Genomic DNA, 23,357 nt, shown 5'->3' with positions numbered 1-23,357 from the left:
GCGCCCGCGGGGGTGTTGCCGTTCGATCCCTGGCTGATGTTGTCCACGCTGAGTCTGATTTTGATCGGATTTGTCATGATTACCTCGGCGTCCATGGATGTTGCGGCCAAAAATTTCGGTTCCGCGGGTTACTTTATTGTTCGTCACGGCAGCTTTATGGTGCTGGCCCTGATTGGGGCTGCGGTAACGATGATGATTCCCGTACGTTTCTGGGAACGCTTTGGGGTTCCGCTGCTGTTTGCCGGCCTGGTTTTGCTGACCATCGTGCTGATTCCCGGTATTGGCCGCGAGGTTAACGGCAGTCGGCGTTGGATCGGGCTGGGGCCGGTGAACCTTCAGGCTTCTGAGATCGCCAAGGTGTGTATGGTGCTGTTTATGAGCGGCTACCTGGTGCGACGACTCGGTGAGGTTCGAAGCACCTGGTGGGGCGTGATCAAACCGGCATTCCCATTGGCACTCTATGTGTTCGTACTGATTATGGAGCCGGACTATGGCGCCACTGTCGTTTTGATGGGCGCTGTGATGGGTATGATCTTTCTCGGCGGGATGCGCCCGACCCAGTTCTTTATTCTGGTTGGTGCCGCTATCGGGCTGGTGGGTGCGCTGGCCGTGGCACAGCCCTATCGTCTGGAGCGCCTGAAAACCTTTACCGACCCCTGGGCCGACCCGTTTGGTGCCGGCTATCAACTGTCTCAGGCTCAGATTGCGTTTGGCCGCGGTGACTGGTTGGGTGCAGGGCTGGGTAACAGCGTTCAGAAGCTGTTCTACCTGCCTGAAGCTCATACCGATTTCGTTTACTCGGTACTGGCCGAAGAGCTGGGCATGGTTGGGGCTCTGCTGGTCTGCCTGCTCTACGGTGTTTTGGTCGCACGTATTTTCCTGATCGGGCGCCAGGCGGAGAAACTGAAGCAGTTTTTCATGGCCTACGTCAGCTACGGTTTCGGTTTCATTATTGCCGGGCAGGCGATGATCAATATCGGAGTCAACGTGGGAGCCCTGCCTACCAAAGGTTTGACGTTGCCGCTGCTGAGCTATGGCGGCAGTAGTCTGTTGGTGTGCTGCGGCATGATAGCGATCGTCCAGCGAATCGACTTTGAGCTTAAACGCCGGCGTCTCGGTTTGCCGGCCACTGCGGCGGGCGGGTCACGCAAAGCCAAGGGGGAGCGTCATGTCTAAGGCGCGTCAACAGCGGCGAGTTCTGATTATGGCTGGCGGCACCGGCGGCCACGTATTTCCGGCGCTGGCGACGGCGGATGTCCTGCGAGCGCAAGGGGTAGATGTGCAGTGGTTGGGGACTGCCGCTGGTATTGAGGCCGATGTTGTGCCCCGTGCGGGCATCCCGTTGCACTGCATTTCGATCCAGGGATTCCGTGGCAAAAGCCGCGCCAGCCAGCTGTTGGCACCGTTCAAACTGTTGCTGGCGCTCTGGCAGGCGTGGCGTGTTATCCGCCGGGTGCGGCCCGACTCGGTCCTGGGCATGGGAGGATTTGCATCAGGTCCCGGCGGAATCATGGCCTGGCTGAGCCGGATTCCCCTGGTTATCCATGAGCAGAATGCAGTCGCGGGAACCACGAATAGGATTCTTTCACGCTATGCCACCCGTGTTTTGCAGGCGTTTCCGGGCGCGTTTGGTGGCCGGGATAAGGGGGATGTGACCGGCAACCCCGTGCGCGGGCCGATTCTGCAGCTGGCTGATCCCCGGGAGCGTTACCAACAACGTGAAGGGCCGGTGCGTCTGCTTGTTGTGGGCGGGAGTCTGGGGGCACGGGCCATCAATGAGTTGCTGCCACAGGCCTTGGCGCAGATGCCGGAAGCGGCACGCCCGCAGGTCTGGCATCAGGCCGGTAAACGCAATATCGATGATGCCAAAGCCGCATACAAGAAGGCCGGCCTGGAGATTGAGCCGGTCCCCTTTATTGAAAAGATGGATGAAGCTTACGCCTGGGCGGATCTGGTGATCTGTCGGGCGGGAGCGTTGACAGTCAGTGAGCTGGCCATAGCCGGCGTGGCATCGATCCTGATTCCGCTGCCGAACGCCATTGATGACCATCAAACTGCCAACGCCGGTTTTATCAGTGAAGCGGGCGGTGGTGTGAGAGCGAAACAGAGCGAGCTGACTGCGCAGCGCCTGAGCGAACTGCTGACGGAGTTGAGCGACCGGGACAAATTGCTGCAAATGGCCGGGGCGGCAAAAGCCCTGGCACGAGCGGATGCCGGTGAACAGGTGGCCCGGGTATGTCTGGAGGTAATGAAGTGAAAGCGGCGCAAGAGGCGATCAGAGAGTACGAAGTACCCGAGATGCGGCGTATTCGTCAGATCCACTTTGTGGGCATTGGCGGCGTCGGGATGTGCGGTATTGCCGAGGTGCTGCTTAACCAGGGATATCGGATTAGTGGCTCTGATGTTAAAGCATCAGCTACCACCGCTCGCCTGGAGGGCCTTGGGGCACGAATTTTTATTGGTCACAGCGCCGACAATATCAGCGGTGCCGATGTGGTAGTGATCTCCTCGGCGGTGGGTGATGAAAACCCTGAAGTGGCAGCCGCACGGGAGCAGCGTACTCCGGTGGTTCGCCGTGCCGAGATGCTGGCGGAGCTGATGCGCTACCGCCATGGCATCGCCGTGGCGGGAACCCACGGCAAGACCACGACCACGAGCCTGGTTGCATCGATTCTGGCTCAAGCGGGCAAGGACCCTACCTTCGTGATCGGCGGTCGACTGACCAGTGCCGGAACTAATGCGCAGCTGGGTGGTTCCCGGTACCTGGTGGCGGAAGCGGATGAGAGTGATGCGTCCTTTCTGCATCTGCAGCCGATGGTGGCGATCGTAACCAATATCGATGCTGACCATATGGACACCTACGAGGGGGACTTCAATAAACTCAAGCAGACCTTTGTCAGCTTCCTGCATCATCTGCCGTTTTACGGTCTTGCCGTCATGTGCACCGATGATCCGGTCGTGTGCGAAATTCTGCCAGATGTGGGCAGACCCACGCTGACCTATGGCTTTAATGAAGAAGCTGATTTCCGGGCCCTGGATCTGGAGCAGGATGGGTTCCGCAGCCGTTTTCGGGTAAGCCGGCCGGATGGTCTGAGCGACCTGGACGTGACCCTGAATATGCCGGGTCGGCACAACGTGCTTAATGCGCTGGCAGCGATAGCGGTGGCCACCGATGAAGGCGTGGATGATGAGGCAATCTGCAAGGCGTTGGAGGCGTTCCAGGGGGTCGGACGGCGGTTCCAGATTCTTGCGGAGCTGCCTGTGGATGGTGGCTCGGTCACTCTGGTCGATGATTATGGACACCACCCCCGTGAGGTTCAGGCGGTAATCAACGCGGTGCGAGACGGCTGGCCGGACCGGCGTCTGGTGATGGTGTATCAACCCCATCGCTACACGCGAACCCGCGATCTTTATGAGGATTTTGTGCAGGTGCTGCAGGGTGTGGATCAGTTGGTCATGCTGAATGTCTACTCGGCCGGTGAGCCCGCTATTCCGGGGGCGGACAGCCGCAGTTTATGCCGCAGTATCCGTCAGCGCGGCAAGGAGCCGGTCTTTGTGGAAGACACGGCCGAACTGCCCGACGTGCTGCGTAATCTATTACAACCGGGTGACCTGCTGCTCACTCAAGGGGCGGGCAGTGTGACAGCGATCTCCCATGACCTCGCACAGCGGGACTTGAGCAGCCAGGGAGGACGTGATGACTGAGTTCAAGATCGATCAGCAGCGAGCAAGCGCTTTGGGGCGGGTCGCTGTCATTTATGGTGGAGAGTCTGCCGAGCGTCCGGTATCGCTGAAAAGTGGTGCTCAGGTACTGAAAGGGCTGTTAAGCGCCGGTGTCGATGCCTTCGGCATCGACCTGGGCGGTGAGGGCCAAAAGCCACTGGCTCAGTTGATGGGCGCCGCGTTTGATCGTGCTTTTCTGATTCTGCACGGTCGCGGTGGTGAGGATGGTGTTATACAGGGGGCGCTGGAGATGATGGGCCGGCCCTACACCGGAAGCGGAGTTGCGGCCTCGGCGATTGGCATGGATAAGCTGCGAACCAAATGGTTATGGGCCGGTGCGGGCATGAGCACGCCGGGCTTTGAACGGGTGGACAGTCAAAGTGACCTGTCTGCCGTGGGCAAACGCCTGGGCTATCCACTCATGATTAAACCGATTCATGAGGGATCAAGCATTGGCATGGCGCGGGTGAGCGATGAGAGTGAGCTCGCCGAAGCGGTCAAGCAGGCGCAGGCATTCGATTCCGGCGTATTGGCCGAACGTTGGATCAGCGGCCCGGAATATACAGTCGCGATTCTCGACGGCAAGGCTTTGCCGATCATCCGTCTCGAAACGCCTCATGCCTTTTATGATTTCAATGCCAAATATGAGGCTGATGACACTCGCTATCTGTTTGATACACAGCTCAGCCAAAGCGAAGAGGCCGAGCTGAAACAGCTGGTGGAAGACGCGTTTGAAACAGTCGGCTGCCGGGGCTGGGGGCGTGTTGATGTGATGCTTGACGAGCAGGGGTATTTTCAGCTGCTGGAGGTGAACACGGCGCCGGGAATGACCGACCACAGCCTGGTACCGATGGCAGCGCGTGAAGCGGGTATCAGCTTTGAAGAGCTGGTTGTTCGTATCGCAGAAAGCGCGGCACTGGATCTGCCCGCTGAGCGTCGGGAGGACTGATCATGTTGATGACGTTGCCATGGAAACAACGCCAGCAGGAGGAAGCTAAGACGCGTCCATCTGGTGCCGTGGCACGTCCGGCACGGGAAGAGCGTGCCGCCATGGATGCGGATTGGTACTGGCGCCCGTTCGTATTGCTGACGTTGCTGGTGGTGTTTCTCGGCATCCTCAGTTCATCAGTGCGTGATATCTGGCGCTGGCTGGACCAACCGGTCACACAGATTCACGTATCCGGCGCGACACGGCACCTGGATAAGCAGTCCATCGCGCAGGGGCTGGAGCAGGAATTGAATGCCGCGTTACTGGAGCTGGATCTGGAGCAGTTGCGTGAGGCCGTGATTCGCGACCCATGGGTGCATGACGCCGGGATCAGCCGGCAGTGGCCGCCGGCACTTCGCGTTGATCTGGTGGAAGAGGTTCCGGTAGCGCGCTGGGGCGACAAGGGCTTGTTGAATCATCAAGGCGACATCTTCTGGCCCGAGTTGAAACCGGAATATCGGTCGTTGCCGATGCTTAGCGGGCCTGCCCACGAGACGGTTCGGATCATGGAACAGTTCCACGACCTGAACCGGATGTTCGCGGCCACGGGCCTGAAACTGGATGGGCTGACGTTGGAAGCGCGTGGTGCCTGGACGCTGGAGTTGCGGAACGGGATCAAGGTTGTGGCCGGGCGTGAGCAGTTAATACCACGATTACGCCGTTTCCTGGCCGTATATCAGCTTGAGCTGGCCGAGCGTGCCGAGCAGATTGAGCAGATCGACATTCGTTACACCAACGGTATCGCCGTACGCTGGCGAGCCGAAGAGAACAGTGAAAATGCAGGATAAAGGGGCTATGAGCCAAAGTAACATGATCGTTGCGCTGGATATCGGCACCTCCAAGGTGGTGTGTCTGGTCGGTGAGATCACCGACACCGGCGCGATTGAAATTGTTGGTGTCGGCTCACATCCGTCGCGCGGTCTGAAACGGGGAGTGGTGGTGAATATCGAATCCACCGTGCACTCCATTCAGCGTGCGGTGGAGGAGGCTGAACTGATGGCCGGCTGCAAGATCCACTCGGTGACCGTGGGGATCGCAGGCAGCCACATAAGCAGTCATAACTCGCATGGCATCGTGGCCGTGAGAGACCGTGAGGTGTCTGATTATGATCTGGAGCGGGTGATCGACGCGGCCCGGGCGGTGGCGATTCCGGCGGATCAGAAGATTCTTCACATTTTGCCCCAGGAGTACCTGATCGATCATCAGGAGGGGATCCGTGAGCCTCTGGGTATGTCCGGCGTTCGTCTGGAAGCCAAGGTGCATCTGGTCTGTGGGGCGATCAATGCGGTCCAGAACATTGAGAAATGTATTCGTCGATGTGGTCTGGAGGTGGAAGCCGTGGTGCTGGAGCAGCTGGCTTCCAGCTACTCGGTGCTGACTGATGATGAAAAGGATCTCGGCGTGTGCCTGGTGGATATCGGTGGGGGCACTACCGATATCGCGGTCTTTACCGGCGGGGCGATTCGCCATACGGCGGTAATCCCCATTGCCGGGGATCAGGTCACCAACGATATCGCCATGGCGCTGCGGACGCCCACCGTCAACGCGGAACAGCTCAAGATCAAATACGCCTGTGCGCTGGCTCAGCTGGCGCGCCCGGAAGAGATGATCAAAGTGCCCAGTGTCGGCGACCGTCCGGCGCGGGACCTGTCTCGGCAGGCTTTGGCCGAGGTGGTCGAGCCCCGGTATGAGGAGTTGTTCACGCTGGTGCAGGCGGAGCTGCGGCGCAGCGGATTTGAAGATCTGGTAGCGGCGGGGATCGTTCTTACCGGCGGTACGGCCAAGATGGAAGGCGCGGTGGAACTGGCGGAGGAGATTTTCCACATGCCGGTTCGATTGGCTCGTCCTCAAGGCGTACGCGGTATGGAAGATCTGCTGAGTAACCCGATCTACGCCACGGGTATCGGGCTTTTGCATTACGCCCGGGCCGATCACGGCCCGGCCGAACCGGAACGTATTCAACAGGAGGCGGATGTGAAGATAAAAGGTGTGTCGGGACCAGGCCTTTTGCACCGCATCAAGGCCTGGTTACAGGGTAATTTCTAAAACAATTCAACGCTTTAATGCCAGACGCCGGAAGGTATGGGCAGGCGCTGGCGGGGAGGAAAACAATGGAATTCGAACTGATTGAAAATATCCAGCAGAACGCGGTCATCAAGGTCGTGGGTGTTGGCGGTGGTGGCGGCAACGCCGTCCAGTACATGGTCGATAATGCCGTGGAAGGCGTTGAATTTGTCTGCGCCAATACCGACGCACAGGCACTGAGCAAAATGGCCTCCCGCGTTTCGCTGCACATCGGCGGTGAGCTGACCAAGGGTCTGGGTGCCGGGGCCAACCCGGAAGTGGGCCGTACAGCAGCGCTTGAGGACCGCGAGCGGATCGCCGAAGCGCTGGAAGGGGCTGATATGGTCTTTATCACAGCGGGTATGGGCGGTGGTACCGGAACCGGCGCCGCGCCGATTGTGGCTGAAATAGCGCGCGAGCTCGGTGTGCTCACCGTGGCGGTGGTGACCAAGCCGTTCCCGTTTGAAGGGCGCAAGCGCATGAAGATCGCGGAAGAGGGCATCAAGGAGCTGCGGGGCAATGTGGACTCCCTGATCATCATCCCCAATGAAAAACTGATGCAGGTGCTGGGCAAAAACTGCTCCCTGATCAACGCATTCAGTGCAGCCAACAACGTGCTGAAAGGCGCGGTCCAGGGGATTGCGGACCTGATCACACGCCCCGGCATGATCAACGTGGACTTTGCCGATGTGCGTACCGTGATGTCCGAAATGGGGATGGCGATGATGGGCACTGCTGTCGCGCGCGGTGACAACCGCGCCCAGGAAGCGGCGGAGCAGGCGATTCGCAGTCCGCTGCTGGAAGATATCGACCTGAAAGGGGCCAGCGGTATTCTGGTCAACATCGCAGCCGGCGAAGATCTGAGCCTGGGTGAGTTCACCGAGGTGGGTAACATCGTCGAAGAGTATGCCTCCGATGATGCAACTATCGTGGTGGGTACCGTGATCGATCCGGAACTTGGTGACGATATCAAGGTCACCGTAGTAGCCACCGGCCTGGATCGTGGTGAGGATGCCAACCTGCGCGTGGTCCACTCCAAGCAGGGCAATGGCCGCAAGCCGGACGGCTCCCTGGACCTGGACCAGATTGAGCTGCCCACCATCCTGCGCCGTCAGCGCGAAGAAGCGCTGATCGAAAAGCCGGGCGAGCGCAAGAGCAGTGAAAGTGGGCGCGACGAAAGTGACTATGGAATGCTGGATATTCCTACGTTCCTGCGTCGTCAGGCCGACTGATTTAGATAACTGAGTTAAGTGGTGGGCTTATCACATTTTTGTTACGATAAGCCGTTATTTAACGACCAACTGACGGCGAGACGGATGATCAGACAGCGGACACTCAAAAACAGCATCAAAGCGACCGGGATCGGTCTTCACACCGGCCAGAAAGTTTACCTGACTCTGAAGCCGGCTGCGGAGAATACCGGGATTGTGTTCCGCCGTACCGATCTGGAGCCGTCAGTGGATATCCAGGCGTCGGCTCTGAATGTGGTCGACACAACGCTGTCCACCAACCTGTCGAGCAACGGGGTCCGCGTGGCCACTGTTGAACACCTGCTGTCAGCGCTGGCCGGTCTGGGGATCGACAACCTGGTTGTGGAGCTGAGCTCGGAAGAGGTACCGATCATGGACGGCAGCGCCGCGCCATTCGTCTTCCTGGTTCAGTCCGCCGGAATCCAGGAGCAGGATGCGCCCAAGCAGTTTATCCGCATCAAGAAGGAAGTGACGGTCGAGAACGAAGGGAAAACCGCGACCTTCAAGCCGTTCGATGGTTTCAAGGTCGGTTTTTGTATCGATTTCGATCATCCCGCCTTCGCCACTCGTAACAAAACCGCGAGCCTGGATTTCTCCAGTACTTCGTTCGTTAAGGAAGTGAGCCGGGCGCGTACCTTCGGCTTTATGCGTGATATCGAGTATTTGCGCTCCCAGAATCTGGTGCTTGGTGGTAGTTTCGATAACGCCATCGTGGTTGATGACTACCGAGTGCTCAATGACGAAGGGCTGCGTTACGATGACGAATTCGTAAAGCACAAGATTCTCGATGCGGTGGGTGATCTTTACCTGTTGGGTAAAAGCCTGATCGGCGAGTTCTATGGCTACAAGTCGGGTCATCATCTCAACAACCTGCTGTTGCGCAAACTGCTGAAAACCGAAGACGCCTTTGAAGTGGTGACCTTTGAGGATGAGCAGCAGCCTTCGCCGATCTCGTATCAGCGTCCGGCGGCGGCACTTTGATTCCGCAGCACTAACCAAATACAGTAACGGGGCCCAGCAAAAGGCCCCGTTTTTTTGTCCGTCTAACCCATAAGTCTATTTCTTTGCGCTTGGCATTCTACTCTCCGTCCCAATATAGGTAGAATGGTCCGTCGCTCCCCTCAGGGATGGGGCGATCCGCTTTGCATTCAACCGGTTAAAAGTCGAATTATGCTGACATCACTACTCAAGAAAGTTTTCGGAAGTAAGAACGATCGCGAACTCAAACGGATGGGGCGGATCGTCAAGCAGATCAATGCCCTCGAACCGGAGTTGGAGAAACTCTCCGATGAGGAGCTCAAAGCGCAGACCGAAAGCTTCCGCAAGCGGCTTGAGGAGGGTGAAAGCCTGGACCAGCTGTTACCGGAAGCTTTTGCTACCGTACGTGAGGCGTCCAAGCGGATCATGGGTATGCGTCACTTCGATGTACAGCTCATCGGTGGTATGGCGCTGGACGACGGCAAGGTTGCCGAGATGAAAACCGGTGAGGGTAAAACGCTGGTTGCAACCTTGGCCGTATACCTGAACGCGTTGCCCGCCCGCGGCGTCCATGTTGTGACGGTCAACGACTACCTGGCCAGCCGCGACGCGGACTGGATGCGCCCGCTGTACGAAGGGCTGGGCCTTACGGTCGGCGTTATCCTGTCGGGTCAGAGTCCGGAGGAGAAGCGTGCCGCATATAACAGTGATATCACCTACGGCACCAACAACGAATTCGGTTTCGATTACCTGCGGGACAACATGGCGTTCAGCATCGAAGACAAGGTGCAGCGCGACTTCCACTACGCCGTAGTCGATGAAGTGGACTCCATCCTGATTGATGAAGCACGAACTCCGCTGATCATCTCCGGTCCGGCTGAGGACAGCTCCGAGACCTATCGTGCCGTGAATCAGCTGATCCCGGAACTCAAACAGTTCTTCGGTGAAGTGGATCCGAAAGATGCCGAACAGGTGATCGATGAACACTTCACGGTGGATGAGAAAAACCGCACCGTAGAACTCACCGAAGCCGGTCACCAGCTGGTAGAAGAGCTGCTGATCAAGGCGGGCCTGCTACAGGAGGGTGAGAGCCTTTACGCCCCGCAAAACCTTAATCTGCTGCATCATGTGCTGGCGGGTCTGCGGGCGCACTACCTGTTCCAGCGCGACAAGGATTACATCGTCCAGGGCGGACAGGTGGTTATTGTCGATGAGCACACCGGTCGTGTAATGCCCGGTCGCCGCTGGTCCGAGGGCTTGCATCAGGCTGTGGAAGCCAAGGAAGGAGTCAATATTCAACAGGAAAGCCAGACCCTGGCGTCCACCACCTTCCAGAACTATTTCCGCCTCTATGAAAAACTCTCCGGCATGACCGGGACCGCCGATACGGAAGCGTTCGAGCTACGCCAGATCTATGGTCTGGATGTGGTGGTTATCCCCACCAACCGCCCTATCGCCCGTATCGACTACAATGACCTTGTCTACCTGACCATGCAGGAGAAGTACGAGGCAATCGTCAAGGAGATTCGCTACTGCCAGGAGAACAACAAGCCAGTGCTGGTGGGTACCGCCTCAGTTGAGTCTTCAGAGCTGATCTCTGCACTGCTTAAGAAAGAGGGCATTGCGCATAACGTTCTGAACGCCAAGAACCATGAGCGTGAGGCGCAGATTATCGCCGAGGCGGGTCGTCCCGGAGCGGTCACCATAGCAACTAACATGGCGGGGCGTGGTACTGATATCAAGCTTGGCGGCAAGCTCGAAGCAGAGCTTGAAGCCCTGGCTGAAGACAGCACTCAAACCGAGGTGGATCAGGCCGTGGAGGAGTGGCGTAAGCGTCACGATACCGTGATTGAAGCAGGCGGTCTGCATATCATCGGTACAGAGCGCCATGAGTCTCGCCGTATCGATAACCAGCTGCGTGGCCGCGCCGGCCGCCAGGGGGATCCCGGTTCATCCCGCTTCTTCCTGTCGTTGGAAGATGACCTGATGCGTATCTTCGCGTCTGACCGCGTGCGCCAGTTTATGCAGGCGCTGGGTATGGAGAAGGGCGAGGCGATCGAGCACAAGATGGTCAGCAACGCCATCGAGAAAGCTCAACGTAAGGTTGAGGGGCGCAACTTCGATATCCGTAAAACCCTGCTGGAATATGATGATGTGTCCAACGATCAGCGTTCGGTGGTGTATGACCAGCGCAACGAGATCATGGCGACTGATGATATTTCCGAGACGGTTGATGCGATCCGCACGGAAGTCGTGGATGGCGTTATCGATGAGCATATTCCGCCCCAGAGCTTGGCCGAAACCTGGGATGTGGAGGGGCTGCAAAAGTCTCTGGAGAGCGAGTTCGCGGTTGTCTTGCCGGTTCAGCAGTGGCTGGATGACGATGAAAGCCTGCATGAGGAGCCGCTACGTGAGCGTATCCATGAGGCGATCGTTAACGAATATCGTAGCAAGGAAGAGCAGGTCGGTACCGAGACCATGCGCATGTTCGAGAAGCAGGTGATGCTCCAGGTGCTGGATACGCTGTGGAAAGAACACCTGCAGACCATGGATCTGCTGCGTCAGGGGATCCATCTGCGCGGCTATGCCCAGAAAAACCCCAAGCAGGAATACAAGCGCGAAGCGTTTAGCCTGTTCCAGAACCTGCTTGAAAATATAAAGCGCGATGTGATCCGTATCCTGAGCCACGTTAAAGTGCGTCAGCCGGAGGATGTGGAAGCCATGGAGCGTGAGCGTCGCGAGCAGGCTGAACGTCAGCAGATGAACTTCCAGCATGACCAGAGTTCCGCCGTTGCCCAGGAAAGGGAGCAAGCCGAGCCGCAGCCGGAAGAAGAGGGTGCAGAAGCGCCGAAAACCGTTGTCCGTGACCAGCCCAAGGTTGGGCGTAATGATCCCTGCCCCTGTGGCTCGGGCAAGAAATACAAACAGTGCCACGGCCGTCTCTGACCGGCCCGTGGTCTATAGTGATCCAACAGCAACGCGTTCAGTAATCAGCAGAGGATAGGTCATGGCGGTGGGTCCTGACACATTGCCGGCACTCAAGCCCGTGCCGGGGTTTCGAATTGGGGTGGCATCGGCGGGTATCAAAAAGCCGGGTCGCCGTGATGTGGTCGTGATGGAGATCTGCGAAGGCGCGACGGTCGCAGGTGTGTTCACCAAGAACGCGTTTTGTGCGGCGCCGGTGACGCTGAGCAAGAAACATCTGAAGGCTGAGCAGCCGCGTTACCTGCTGACCAACACAGGAAATGCCAACGCCGGGACCGGTGCTCAGGGTATGACTGACGCGACTCGCTGCTGCGAAGAACTGGCCAGTCGGTGCGGCGTGAGTCCAACGGCAGTGCTGCCGTTTTCCACCGGTGTTATTGGTGAACCGCTGCCGGTGAACAAGATTATCGGTGCTATGGATGCGGCTATCGAGAATCTGAGTGAGGAGAACTGGCTTGATGCCTCCCATGGCATTATGACCACGGACACCCGCCCGAAAGCCGCGTGTGAGCAGTTCGAGTACCAGGGCAAGACCGTCACTATCACCGGTATCTCCAAGGGCGCTGGTATGATTATGCCCAATATGGCCACCATGTTGGGCTATGTGGCGACCGACGCGGCGGTTGATCAGGCGCTGTTACAGCGCTGGTTAAGCGAGGCCGCGGAGCGCTCCTTCAACCGGATTACCGTGGATGGGGATACCTCTACCAATGATTCCTGTGTGCTGGTGGCCACTGGCAAGAGCGGCGTTGAGATCGATGCCGGCGGTGAGTTGGCGGGACTTTTCGTCAATGCACTGAACAAGGTCATGCTGGATCTGGCCCATGCCATTGTTCGCGATGGTGAAGGTGCCACCAAGTTTGTTGAAGTGCGCGTTGAGCAGGCGCGTGATTCAGAAGAGGCGCTCTCGGTTGCCTACACTATTGCTCATTCTCCGTTGGTGAAAACGGCACTCTATGCGTCTGATCCGAACTGGGGACGTATTCTGGCCTGTGTCGGGCGTGCCGGTGTACAGGACCTGGATCTAGAGGCGCTGGAGATCTACCTCAATGATGTCTGCATCGTGGAGCAAGGCGGACGAGCAGCCGGGTATACCGAGGAGCAGGGCCAGGCCGTTATGAACGGAGAAGAGATCCTGATCCACGTCGTGCTCAAGCGGGGACATAGCTGGGAGTCGGTCTGGACCACTGATCTGTCCACCGACTACGTCCATATCAACGCAGACTACCGCAGCTGATCGATCTCTATGCCGGGCAGAAAACGGGTCCATGTGGCCGCAGCGGTTATTCGTAATCCGCAGGGGCGCATTCTCATTGCTAAACGCGCGGATCACCAGCATCAGGGTGGGCTCTGGGAGTTTCCCGGCGGTAAGGTGGAGCCAGAAGAGCCTGTGGAGCAGGCGCTCTCCCGTGAGCTTGAAGAGGAGCTGGGCATCGCTGTTCGTCAGGCCCGGCCCCTGATCCGGATCGCCCACGACTACAGTGACAAGTCAGTCCTGCTGGATGTCTGGCTGGTATCCGGTTTTGCCGGTGAAGCGAGAGGGTGTGAGGGGCAGCCGATTGAATGGGTGGTCCCTTCCGATCTTGACCGATACCCGTTCCCGGCGGCTAATCACCCCATTATCCGTGCAGCTCAGCTCCCTGAGCAGCTGTTGATTACCGGCGTGGAATCCACCTCCTTTCAATTGGAAGCGAATATCACCCGCGCATTGCAGGGTGGTCAGCGCCTGTTCATGGTACGTGATCCAAACGGAGATCAGTCCCGGATGGCGGATCTCTATGGCCGGGCCGTGAAGCTCTGCGAGCCATTGGGTGCTAACGTGGTGCTTAATACCTCTATGGAGCAGGCCCACCAGCTCGGTGCGCAGTCTCTTCACCTGAACAGCCGACGGTTGATGGCGCTGGATAGTCGCGGGCAGTTCAAAGGCCGCTGGTTGAGTGCATCCTGCCATAACGCCGAGGAACTGGCTCAGGCAGCTCGCTTGGGGCTTGATTTCGTCACCCTCTCGCCGGTACTGGCAACAGCCTCGCATCCAGATGCGAATCCACTGGGATGGGAGAAATTCAACGCTTTGGTAGAGCGTTGCCCGTTACCGGTTTACGCTTTGGGTGGAGTCGGTGAAGCTCAGCTTGAGCAAGCCTGGCGTACCGGCGCTCAGGGTATCGCCGGTATCTCTCACTGGTGGTCCTAACGCCGTTTTTTACTGTTTTGCCGCTAGCGGCTGGAGCGCGTAGCGGTAATGGTACGGCTCAGTAGAATGACCGGAATAATCCCCACCAGAACAATCAACAGTGCCGCCGGAGAGCAGGCTTCAATGCGCTCGTCCGAGGCGTACTGATAAACGAAGGTGGCCAGCGTATCGTAGTTAAACGGGCGCAGGATCAGCGTCGCGGGCAGCTCTTTCATGCAGTCAACAAATACCACCAGTACCGCCGTCAGCAGTCCGCCCCGAATCAGTGGCAGATGGACTTCACGCAGTGTCCGCAGCGAATGGGCACCCAGAGAGCGTGCGGCCATATCCATATTCGGCGTTACCTTACCCAGAGAAGAGTCCACGGTACCGCCAGACACGGCCAGGAAGCGTACGCAGTAGGCGAATACCAGCGCAAAGGGGGTGCCGCTGAGGAGCAGGCCGGTGCTGATATTAAAATGCTCGCGCATGAATGCATCCACGCTGTTATCGAACGCGGCCAGCGGGATGATCACACCGATCGCCAGGACGGCACCGGGCAGGGCGTAGCCCAGGTTGGAAAGGCGCGCAGCGAACTGTAGCGACCGTTTGTCCGCATGCAGGCGCTTGCTGTAGGCCAGCACCACGGCGATCACTGTGGCCAAAACGGCGGTTGTTGCCGAGAGGCTAAAGCTGTTTGCAGCATAACCCAGAAAATCGGTGTCACTGAACTGATCCAGATGGGCGATCGACATATCGGCCAGAGAGATAAAGGGAACCAGAAAGCCCAGGGTGACCGGAAGTGCGCAGGCCAGGAACGCAAGCCAGGCGCGCATGGGTGTCAGACGGTAGCGTTCAATGGTGCGGTAACGGTCGGCGCTCGTGAATTGGCGGGATTTGGCCCGGGCCGCCCTTTCAAGCGTGATCAGCAGCACGACGAAAATCATCATCAGGCTGGATATCTGTGCCGCAGCGCCCACGTTACCCATGTTGAGCCAGGCATCATAAACGCCGGCAGACATACTTTTTACCGCGAAGTAATCCACAGTGCCAAAGTCGTTGATTGTTTCCATGGAAACCAGCGAAAGCCCCACCGCGATGGCGGGACGAGCCACCGGGAGTGAAACGCGCAAAAAGCTTTGCCAGGGCGTGCAGCCCAGCATACGGCTGGCATCACGGATGCTCATCGACTGTTCGAGGAAACTGGCCCGCGCCAGCAGGTAGACATAGGGATAGAGCACCAGTGTCAGCATCGAGATCGCGCCGCCAATGGAGCGGATCTCCGGGAACCAGTAATCCCGCGCGGTTTCCCAGCCAAACAGATCGCGCAGGGCAATCTGAACGGGGCCTGCGTATTCGAGCAGGTCCGTGTAGATATAGGCGATCACATAAGCGGGAATGGCGAACGGCAGAAGTAGCGCCCATTCAAAAATCCGCCGTCCCGGGAAGTTGCAGAGCGTGACCAGCCAGGCTGTTCCCACACCAATCGCCACCGACAACACCCCGGTACCGACCAGCAGGATCAGGGTGGATTGGATATAGACCGGCAATACCGTCGAGGCCAGGTGAGGCCAGATGTTTTCGGTCGGGAACAGAGCCAGCCAGAAAACGGCCAGCACAGGAAGCATTACGAGGAGGGCGGTACCCCAGCCGATACTGTACCAGCCCGGCAGCAATACCCGGAGTTTGGGTAGCGGACGGGTGGAACGCAGTGTGGTATCGGCTGTGGCACTCATGGGCAAACTCCGGCCCAGGGCCCCGTACCGGGGCCGGGGCATCTACTAGATATCAGTTGTCAAAGCCGACCTTGTCGACCATTTTCGCTGCAGCACTGCGCTGTTCGGCGACTTTGCCCAGGTTGATCTCATCACCCTTGAATTCACCCATATGCTCTTCGAGCAGGTCAGACCAAGGAGTGTTAGGACGAACCGGGAATTCGAAGTTGGCTTCGGCATAGAGCTCCTGGGCCTGCTTCTCGGTCAGGAACTCGACCAGTTTAACCGCGGCTTCCGGGTGCGGCGCATATTTGGTCAGGGCCGCGCCGGAGATATTCATGTGCGCACCGCGTCCATCCTGATTCGGGAAAACCAGGAAAGCAGAAGCTGCCCACTCTTTCTGCTCCGGTTCTTTATCGTTGGTGACCATTTTACCGTAGTAATAGCTGTTACCCAGAGCCAGATCGCAGACCCCTTCCTTGATCGCTTTCACCTGTGCGCGGTCGTTACCCTGAGGCTTGCGGGCCAGGTTGGATTTCACCGCTTCCAGCCACTGCTCGGTTTCCGCTTCACCGTGGTGAGCGATCATGGAACCGATCAGCGACAGGTTATAGGTGTGCTTCCCGCTGCGGGTGCAGATTTTGCCTTCCCACTTGGGGTCAGCCAGGTCTTCGTAAGTTTGGATCTCACCGGGCTCTACGCGATCCTTGGAGGCGTAGATGATACGGGCGCGGCTAGTCAGGCCGATCCACTTGTTATCTTCAGCACGGTAGTGCTCCGGTACGTTGCGATTGATGATTTCGCTGTTGATAGGTGCGACCAGATCACGTTCGACGGCGTCATGCAGCGGGCCGATATCGGCGGTCAGGATCAGGTCTGCGGGTGTGTTTTGGCCTTCATGTTCAACGCGTTCCAGCAGGCCGCTTTTAGCGAAGACGACATTGACCTTGATACCTGTCTCGGCGGTAAATGCTTCGATCAGCGGCTTGAGCAGAAACTCCTGGCGGTATGAGTAGACGTTCACCTCTTCGGCTTGAGCCGCACCGGCCAGGGTCGCGCCGATCAGGGTGGTGGATACCAGCATTTTTTGCATAGACATGGGCTAACTCCCCGTTTTCAAAAAGGATTTAAATCCCCTCAAGTAAGGCGGACTTAATAAAACTTAATGCGAATTGTTATCACTTTTGCTTAAAGTGTCAATGCAAGTGAGTATGATTCTTATTTTGTTTTTATACTTTACCGTTATAACCATATTTTTTATATAAGATATGCATTTTTATCAGCCTGTCTTTGATCAGGCTCATTTGTCGTAAAGATTACAGTGAGCCGAGTGCTTTGAAGTCCTGCAAAAAGCGGTCCTATGAGGCCGTTGGATTATGCTCAAGGGCCGATTGGGAAGAGCTTGGCGAGCAGGAAGGGAATGGCGGTCTCTACCCGCAAAATGCGGCTGCCCAGATGAATGGGAGCGAGGCCAGCGTCAACCAGCTTTTCAACTTCGTAGGGAATAAATCCCCCTTCCGGACCGACGGCGAGCAGCGTTGGCTCATCAGACGGCTTTGGGCAGGGTTGCGCATCGTAGGGGTGGGCCAGCAGGGCTCTTTTGCCTTCACACAGTTGTGGCAGTTCATCCTCCACAAAGGGTTTGAAACGCTTGCGCAGATGAACCTGGGGCAGGACGGTATCGCCCGCCTGCTCAAGGCCCAGCAGCAGATGTTCCTGCAATCCTGCCGGCTCCAGCAGAGGGGAGCCCCAATAGCTTTTATCGACGCGGTAGGAGTTGATTAGCCATAGCTCTTTTACGCCCAGCGTCGCCGCAGTCTGTAGGGTGCGTTTGAACATTTTTGGCCGGGGAAGCGCCATAATCAGTGTTAGAGGCAGGGCTGCCGGGGGCTCCCGGGTCAGGTTGACGCGCAGAACCGCTTCCTGTTGATCAATGGCGATGACTTTTCCCTGACCAACGGCTCCATTAATCATACCGACTTTTAGGCAGTCCCCCACCTCGGCTCGATGTACCTCGGTAATGTGGGTCAGGCGTCTATCATGGAGCCGCACTTCACCGGCGCCGGTGAAGTCTTCCGGAAACAGCAGAATCAGGTTCATGGCCTTTGCATATCACTATAGGAAAGCGCCGACTTTAAGGGCTTCAGCCTTTGAATGCCACCAGCGGCCTACTCTTCTATCTTTTTCAGTCGATAAGCCAGCTGGGGGCGCGTCATACCCAGTAAACGGGCCGCTGCCGATATATTGCCTCCAGACTGCTCCATCGCTTCACGAATCAGCTGATGCTCCAGCTGTTCCAGACTGAAACCCTCTTTAAGAAGTTGGGCCGGCGTCTCCGCAGGGGGATTGGTCGCTGTTTCTGTTGCTGGCGCTCGGTTAAGCTCCCCACGCATGTTGATCACATTAAGTGGATGGCTGGGCTCAGATAGTGAGGGGAAGAAGGAGTCCATATCGATGGTGTGATTGTTATCGGTGAGGATCACACCACGCTCAATCATATTCTCCAGCTCGCGGATATTGCCGGGCCACTTGTAGCTCATCAACGCGCTCAGCGCCATATCGGACACGCCCAGAGTTCGTTTGTTATACAGGTTGTGGTACTTCCCGAGGAAGTGGTTGATCAACAGCGGAATATCCTCGGTACGATCGCGCAGCGGCGGAATATGAACTGGGTAGACGTTCAACCGATAGAACAGATCCGCACGGAATTTGCCCTCTTTAACCGCACTCTCCAGGTCTTCGTTGGCCGCCGCAACCACGCGGACATCGATACGTCGGGTTCGCGTATCACCCACTCTTTCAAACTCACTTTCCTGAAGCACACGTAGCAGGGCGGCCTGTGCGCGGGGTGAGAGTTCGACCACTTCATCCAGGAAAATGGTGCCGTGATTGGCGCGTTCAAATTTTCCCTCGCGTGACTGAGTGGCCCCCGTGTAGGCGCCTTTCTCGACGCCAAACAGTTCCGCTTCGATCAGCTCCGGTGGGATGCAAGCGCAGTTGACGGCCACGAAAGGTTTGTCCGATCGGTTGGAGCTTTCGTGTAAACCCCGCGCGACCACCTCCTTGCCGACCCCTGTTTCGCCCTGGAGCAGCACTGTGACCCGGCTGGTGGATGCGCGGCGGATCAGGTTGCAGACGTTGCGAAAGGCGCCGGATCTTCCGACCGAGTTGAGTAACAAGTCTTCTTCATGTTCACTGCTGCCAAAGTTTTCCCGCAGTTCGCTCAGTTCATGGCGAAGGGCAAAAAGCTCTTCGGCAATCGGATCGGGCAGCAGATAGCGCTCCAATTCGGCGTGATCGTCCCACTCTTCGGCCCGACGCCCTTCAATGCGGCAGTGTGATGCTCCCATCCCGGAGCACTGAAGCTCCTTGAAGATGATTTTCTGGCCCATGTAATAGGTGGTGTAACCACTGGCATAACCGATCAGCGTCCAGCAGATTGGTTCCTCTGAAACACCGAACTCCTTGATATGGACCTCACTCTCATACGAGTCGATCCAGTCAAAAATACCATGGAACTTGCCGCTATCTACATCAAAATCTAGCTCAACAGGCTTCACCTTGACCATGCCTTTGATGCCGTGAAGCTGAGGGCCTACGTAAAACGCTTCCTGACGTGACAGATCCGGTCGGACTTTCTTGACAAGTTCGGCATCCTTCCAGCCGGAATGGTAGCCAAAGCGCATCAGAAAACCCTTGGCGCGTTGGACGCCCAGCGTGTCGATCAACTCTTTGCGCAACTGTCCCATGACACTGGCGTGAATCATCAGCATACGCTGCTCGTTCAGCCAGATTTTGCCTTCGTCACTTTCGAATCGGATTTGAGAGATCAGGTCTCCGCTACCCGGAAACTGAAGTTCTGTACTGGTTGCCATCGTTGTTTTTATACCGGCTTTGTAGTGTTGCCCGAGGGGTGGGCGGCAGCGATCTGAAGCGTCGCTCCTTATTCATTGTTGTCAGAAATCGGCATCAAAGTGAAGTACCCCATCGGATTGAATGGTTAGCTGGATTTCACCAAATCGTGAAAAAAATCGAAGGGTCGATTGATCATTTGCGTAGATCTCATTGGATTGAAGGGCGCTGGGTGTCCGTGTCCAACTGTGCTCCATTACGTCGGCTAAGTAATTTTTTGCCCTTAAAAAACAACGTATTAAGTTTATTGGTCGCGTTTTTTTAGCGGGCTTTTTCCGCTATTGGCATATCGGTTGCTCTGTTCCGGGGGAATTCATCAGCGCCAGACCGGAGCAAAACGATGAGCCGTGAAGATCTGCAAATCACAACAAAACACAACACCAGCCGCTCGGCTTTCGATCAACTGACCAAGTATGTCCGTGTTCGTAGCGAAGAAGGCGCCCGGTTCGTCGAGTTCGATTTTGCGATCGGCGATCCCTCGCTGTTCGTTGAGCTGGTGATGCCTAACGCCGCTTTCGAGTCGTTCTGCCAGACCAATCATGTGGTTCACATGAGCGAAGAGCAGATGCAGGAGATCGATGCCGAAATGGAGAAGTGGCGCTACGGCGAAGACACCCTGATGGCTCGTAACCACGACTGGTGATCTGAACGATTTACCAACCCAATCCTGATAACAACATAAGACCGGGATAACCCATGACTATCGAGATAAAAACTTCGACCCTGGAGCCGGTGCGCAGCACCTACGCCAACATCGAACGCCGTTTTGGTGACAAGCCGGCGACACGCTACCAGGAAGCCACCTACGACCTTCAGTCCGAGACCAACTTCCACTATCGCCCCCTGTGGCAACCGGATCTGGAGCTCAATGATACCCGCCGTACGGCGATCAAGATGGAAGACTGGTACGCCTTCAAGGATCCGCGCCAGTTTTACTACGGCACCTATGTGCAGCAGCGCGCCAAGATGCAGGAGAACGCGGAGAGCAACTACGCGTTCTTCGAAAAACGCAATCTGTCGCGCCACCTCAGTGATGAAACGCGCGCTGCCGTTATCCGTTACCTGATACCGCTGCGCCATCTCGAACACACCGCGAACCTGAACAATATGTACGGAGCTGCTTACGGCTACGGTACCGCGATTACCCAGGCGCTGCTGTTCGACGGCATGGACCGCCTGGGCATCGCCCAGTATCTGTCACGCATCGGCCTGATCCTCGACGGCAATACCGGTGACGCACTGGCCGAAGCCAAACAGCAGTGGATGGAAGCGGATATCTGGCAGGGCCTGCGCGAGCTTTGTGAAGAGATGCTGACCACGGAAGACTGGTTCGAACTGTTTGTAGCTCAGGACCTGGTCGTGGATGCGCTGGTTTACGACCTGGTTTACAACCAGTACGACCAGTACCTGGCGGAAAACGGCGGGGAGGATATCGCCATTCTGACCGAGTTCATGCAGCTGTGGAGCAAGGATAACGTGCGTTGGGTGGATGCGGTGATGAAAACCGCCGTGGCTGAGTCTGACGAGAACAAGGCGTTGATTACTCAGTGGGTGGATAAGTGGCGTGGCCTGGCGGCCGAAGCGCTGGCGCCGTTGGCCAGCGAGATGCTTGGCGAAAACGCGCTGCCTGCTGCGCTGGATCAGCTCGACAAGCGTGTGGCCAAAGCCGGCATTAAATAACAAGAAGGAATCCGACACCATGTCCAAAGTGTATATCGCTCTGCAGGATAACGACGAGTCTCGCTATATCGTCGAGGCGATCGAGGAAGATAACCCCGATGTCACCGTTATCCACCAGCCCGCCATGATTCGCATCGAAGCGGATAACTTTCTGGCCGTAAAACGCGCCACCGTCGAAGAGAAGATGGGCCGCGACTGGGATGTACAGGAGCTGCATCTGAACATGATCACCATCGGCGGCAACGTGGATGAGGATGACGAGCAGATCACCCTGACCTGGAACTCATAACAATAAGGTGACCCCAATGGCAGCCAAGAAACTCAACATTAAAGATAAATACCGTTTGCTGACCCGCGATCTGGATTGGGAGTTTTCCTATCGGGATCGTAAAAAGGCCTTCCCGTTCGAAGAGTTCGAGGGGATCAAGATCACTGACTGGTCCAAGTGGGAAGATCCGTTCCGCCTGACCATGGATGCATACTGGAAATACCAGGCGGAAAAAGAGAAGAAGCTCTACGCCATCTTTGACGCCTTTGCCCAGAACAACGGTCAGCTCAATATCACGGATCCGCGCTACGTAAATGCCCTGAAGATCTTCCTGACCGGCGTTTCGCCGCTGGAATACCAGGCGTTCCAGGGCTTCGCCCATACCGGTCGCCAGTTCGGTGGCGTCGGTGCCCGTGTCGCCTGCCAGATGCAGTCCATCGATGAGCTGCGCCACGTGCAGACTCAGGTTCACGCCATGAGTCACTACAACAAGTTCTTTGACGGTCTGCAGGACTGGTCACACATGCACGACCGCGTCTGGTATCTGTCGGTACCCAAATCGTTTTTCAACGACGCCCGTGCTGCCGGTCCCTTCGAGTTCATGGTCGCCATCGGCTTCAGCTTTGAATACGTGTTGACCAACCTGCTGTTCGTGCCGTTCATGTCCGGTGCGGCGTATAACGGCGATATGGCCACCGTCACTTTCGGATTCTCGGCTCAGTCCGACGAAGCCCGCCATATGACGCTGGGTCTGGAAGTGATCAAGTTCCTGCTCGAGCAGCATGAAGACAACGTGCCGATCGTGCAGAAGTGGATCGACAAGTGGTTCTGGCGTGGCACCCGTCTGCTCACCATCGTGGCGATGATGATGGACTACATGCTGCCCAACAAAGTGATGAGCTGGAAAGAGGCCTGGGAGGTCTACTTTGAGGAGGCTGGCGGCGCGCTGTTCAAGGACCTGGCGCGTTACGGCATTCGCATGCCCAAGTATGCCGATGTCATCGAGAAAGAGAAGGAGCATATCTCCCATCAGGCGTGGTGGACCTTCTACACCCACGGCCATGCCGCCGGTTTCCATACCTGGATTCCGACCGATGAAGAGCTGGACTGGTTGAGCGAGAAGTACCCCGATACCTTCGACAAGTACTATCGCCCCCGCTGGGAGTTGGCCAAGGAGATGGAAGCGAAAGGCGAGCGGTTCTACACCAAGGCACTGCCGCAGCTGTGCACCACCTGCCAGATCCCGATGCTGTTCACCGAGATGGATGACCCGAGTCAGACCTGCTATCGCGACTCCGTTTACGAAGGTGAGCGCTATCACTTCTGCTCCGATGGCTGTAAGGACATCTTCGATGACGAGCCCGAGAAGTTCGTTCAGTCCTGGCTGCCGGTACACCAGATCTTCCAGGGCAACTGCGGCGGCCCGGGCGTGGAGGATATTCTGCGCGACTACTACCAGATGAATCTGGGCGCCGACAATATGGATATCAAAGGCTCGCCCGACGAGACGCGTTGGAAAGAGTGGAAAAAAGGGGTCGCCTGATCCGGATCGCACTATTCGGAGAGCTTCCCGGGTTCCGCGTACGCTGCACCCGGGCTACTCAAGCGAGCCGTAGCCCGGCAG

The 23,357-nt window shown here is 57.2% G+C and carries 19 protein-coding genes; 15 read left to right on the top strand and 4 right to left on the bottom strand.

Annotated elements, in window-relative coordinates; genetic code table 11:
* The first annotated feature begins 36 nt into the window (after positions 1–36).
* From ftsW to G403_RS0106430, 11 genes are all read left to right on the top strand, one after another.
* Positions 37–1,176, top strand: coding sequence for a putative lipid II flippase FtsW (gene ftsW, locus G403_RS22440; RefSeq protein WP_245578214.1), 1,140 nt, complete (start codon positions 37–39; stop codon positions 1,174–1,176).
* On the top strand, positions 1,169–2,257 hold the full coding sequence (gene murG, locus G403_RS0106475; RefSeq protein WP_027853273.1) for an undecaprenyldiphospho-muramoylpentapeptide beta-N-acetylglucosaminyltransferase: 1,089 nt from the start codon (positions 1,169–1,171) through the stop codon (positions 2,255–2,257). The genes ftsW and murG overlap by 8 nt, the downstream gene beginning before the upstream one ends.
* Entirely contained in the window at positions 2,236–3,705 is a 1,470-nt protein-coding gene (gene murC / locus G403_RS0106470; RefSeq protein ID WP_036232796.1) for a UDP-N-acetylmuramate--L-alanine ligase, read from the top strand. The genes murG and murC overlap by 22 nt, the downstream gene beginning before the upstream one ends.
* Positions 3,698–4,672, top strand: coding sequence for a D-alanine--D-alanine ligase (locus G403_RS22435; RefSeq protein WP_051298627.1), 975 nt, complete (start codon positions 3,698–3,700; stop codon positions 4,670–4,672). Before murC ends, G403_RS22435 begins: the two co-directional genes overlap by 8 nt.
* Positions 4,673–4,674: 2 nt before the next feature.
* Positions 4,675–5,499 (top strand): cell division protein FtsQ/DivIB, encoded by an 825-nt coding sequence (locus G403_RS22430; RefSeq protein ID WP_245578211.1) that lies wholly within the window; start codon positions 4,675–4,677, stop codon positions 5,497–5,499.
* Positions 5,500–5,506: 7 nt separating this feature from the next.
* The gene (gene ftsA, locus G403_RS0106455; protein WP_036232792.1) at positions 5,507–6,757 is read left to right on the top strand and encodes a cell division protein FtsA; all 1,251 of its coding nucleotides are present in this window, start codon (positions 5,507–5,509) and stop codon (positions 6,755–6,757) included.
* Positions 6,758–6,822: 65 nt separating this feature from the next.
* Positions 6,823–8,007 carry a cell division protein FtsZ gene (ftsZ, locus tag G403_RS0106450; RefSeq protein ID WP_036232787.1) on the top strand — a complete coding sequence of 395 codons (1,185 nt, stop codon included), beginning with the start codon at positions 6,823–6,825 and terminating at the stop codon, positions 8,005–8,007.
* Positions 8,008–8,091: 84 nt separating this feature from the next.
* The gene (lpxC, locus tag G403_RS0106445; protein WP_027853269.1) at positions 8,092–9,006 is read left to right on the top strand and encodes a UDP-3-O-acyl-N-acetylglucosamine deacetylase; all 915 of its coding nucleotides are present in this window, start codon (positions 8,092–8,094) and stop codon (positions 9,004–9,006) included.
* 189 nt (positions 9,007–9,195) lie between these two features.
* Entirely contained in the window at positions 9,196–11,949 is a 2,754-nt protein-coding gene (gene secA / locus G403_RS0106440; RefSeq protein WP_027853268.1) for a preprotein translocase subunit SecA, read from the top strand.
* Between the two features lie 61 nt (positions 11,950–12,010).
* On the top strand, positions 12,011–13,225 hold the full coding sequence (gene argJ / locus G403_RS0106435) for a bifunctional glutamate N-acetyltransferase/amino-acid acetyltransferase ArgJ (RefSeq protein ID WP_027853267.1): 1,215 nt from the start codon (positions 12,011–12,013) through the stop codon (positions 13,223–13,225).
* Positions 13,226–13,234: 9 nt separating this feature from the next.
* Positions 13,235–14,179, top strand: a complete 945-nt coding sequence (locus G403_RS0106430) for a Nudix family hydrolase (RefSeq protein WP_027853266.1) — start codon at positions 13,235–13,237, stop codon at positions 14,177–14,179.
* Between the two features lie 23 nt (positions 14,180–14,202).
* Here G403_RS0106430 and G403_RS0106425 read toward each other — a convergent pair whose 3' ends face one another.
* The 4 genes from G403_RS0106425 to G403_RS0106410 all read right to left on the bottom strand — a co-directional run bounded on the left by G403_RS0106425 (position 14,203) and on the right by G403_RS0106410 (position 19,748).
* Positions 14,203–15,894 (bottom strand): ABC transporter permease, encoded by a 1,692-nt coding sequence (locus G403_RS0106425; protein ID WP_036232783.1) that lies wholly within the window; start codon positions 15,892–15,894, stop codon positions 14,203–14,205.
* Between the two features lie 52 nt (positions 15,895–15,946).
* Entirely contained in the window at positions 15,947–16,972 is a 1,026-nt protein-coding gene (locus G403_RS0106420) for a Fe(3+) ABC transporter substrate-binding protein (RefSeq protein WP_027853264.1), read from the bottom strand.
* A 281-nt stretch (positions 16,973–17,253) separates the two neighbouring features.
* A complete protein-coding gene (locus G403_RS0106415; RefSeq protein WP_027853263.1) occupies positions 17,254–17,973 on the bottom strand; it encodes a 16S rRNA (uracil(1498)-N(3))-methyltransferase in 720 nt (239 codons plus the stop codon).
* 68 nt (positions 17,974–18,041) lie between these two features.
* Positions 18,042–19,748: a sigma-54-dependent Fis family transcriptional regulator gene (locus tag G403_RS0106410; protein WP_027853262.1), complete on the bottom strand. Its 1,707-nt coding sequence runs from the start codon at positions 19,746–19,748 to the stop codon at positions 18,042–18,044.
* Positions 19,749–20,125: 377 nt separating this feature from the next.
* Here G403_RS0106410 and G403_RS0106405 point away from each other — a divergent pair, with 377 nt between their 5' ends.
* Genes G403_RS0106405 through G403_RS0106390 form a run of 4 tightly spaced genes read left to right on the top strand, consistent with a single transcriptional unit; the run spans position 20,126 to position 23,276 of the window.
* A complete protein-coding gene (locus tag G403_RS0106405) occupies positions 20,126–20,428 on the top strand; it encodes a phenol hydroxylase subunit (protein ID WP_051298625.1) in 303 nt (100 codons plus the stop codon).
* Between the two features lie 53 nt (positions 20,429–20,481).
* Positions 20,482–21,465 (top strand): aromatic/alkene monooxygenase hydroxylase subunit beta, encoded by a 984-nt coding sequence (locus tag G403_RS0106400; RefSeq protein WP_027853260.1) that lies wholly within the window; start codon positions 20,482–20,484, stop codon positions 21,463–21,465.
* Between the two features lie 19 nt (positions 21,466–21,484).
* Entirely contained in the window at positions 21,485–21,754 is a 270-nt protein-coding gene (locus G403_RS0106395; RefSeq protein ID WP_027853259.1) for an MmoB/DmpM family protein, read from the top strand.
* 16 nt (positions 21,755–21,770) lie between these two features.
* A complete protein-coding gene (locus tag G403_RS0106390; protein ID WP_027853258.1) occupies positions 21,771–23,276 on the top strand; it encodes an aromatic/alkene/methane monooxygenase hydroxylase/oxygenase subunit alpha in 1,506 nt (501 codons plus the stop codon).
* Positions 23,277–23,357 lie beyond the last annotated feature (81 nt).

The sequence above is a fragment of the Marinobacterium litorale DSM 23545 genome (genome assembly GCF_000428985.1).
In the GTDB taxonomy this organism is placed as follows: Bacteria; Pseudomonadota; Gammaproteobacteria; order Pseudomonadales; family Balneatricaceae; genus Marinobacterium_D; species Marinobacterium_D litorale.
Note: the sequence above shows the minus strand (reverse complement) of the source record. Positions and strands in the feature narration are given on the sequence as shown.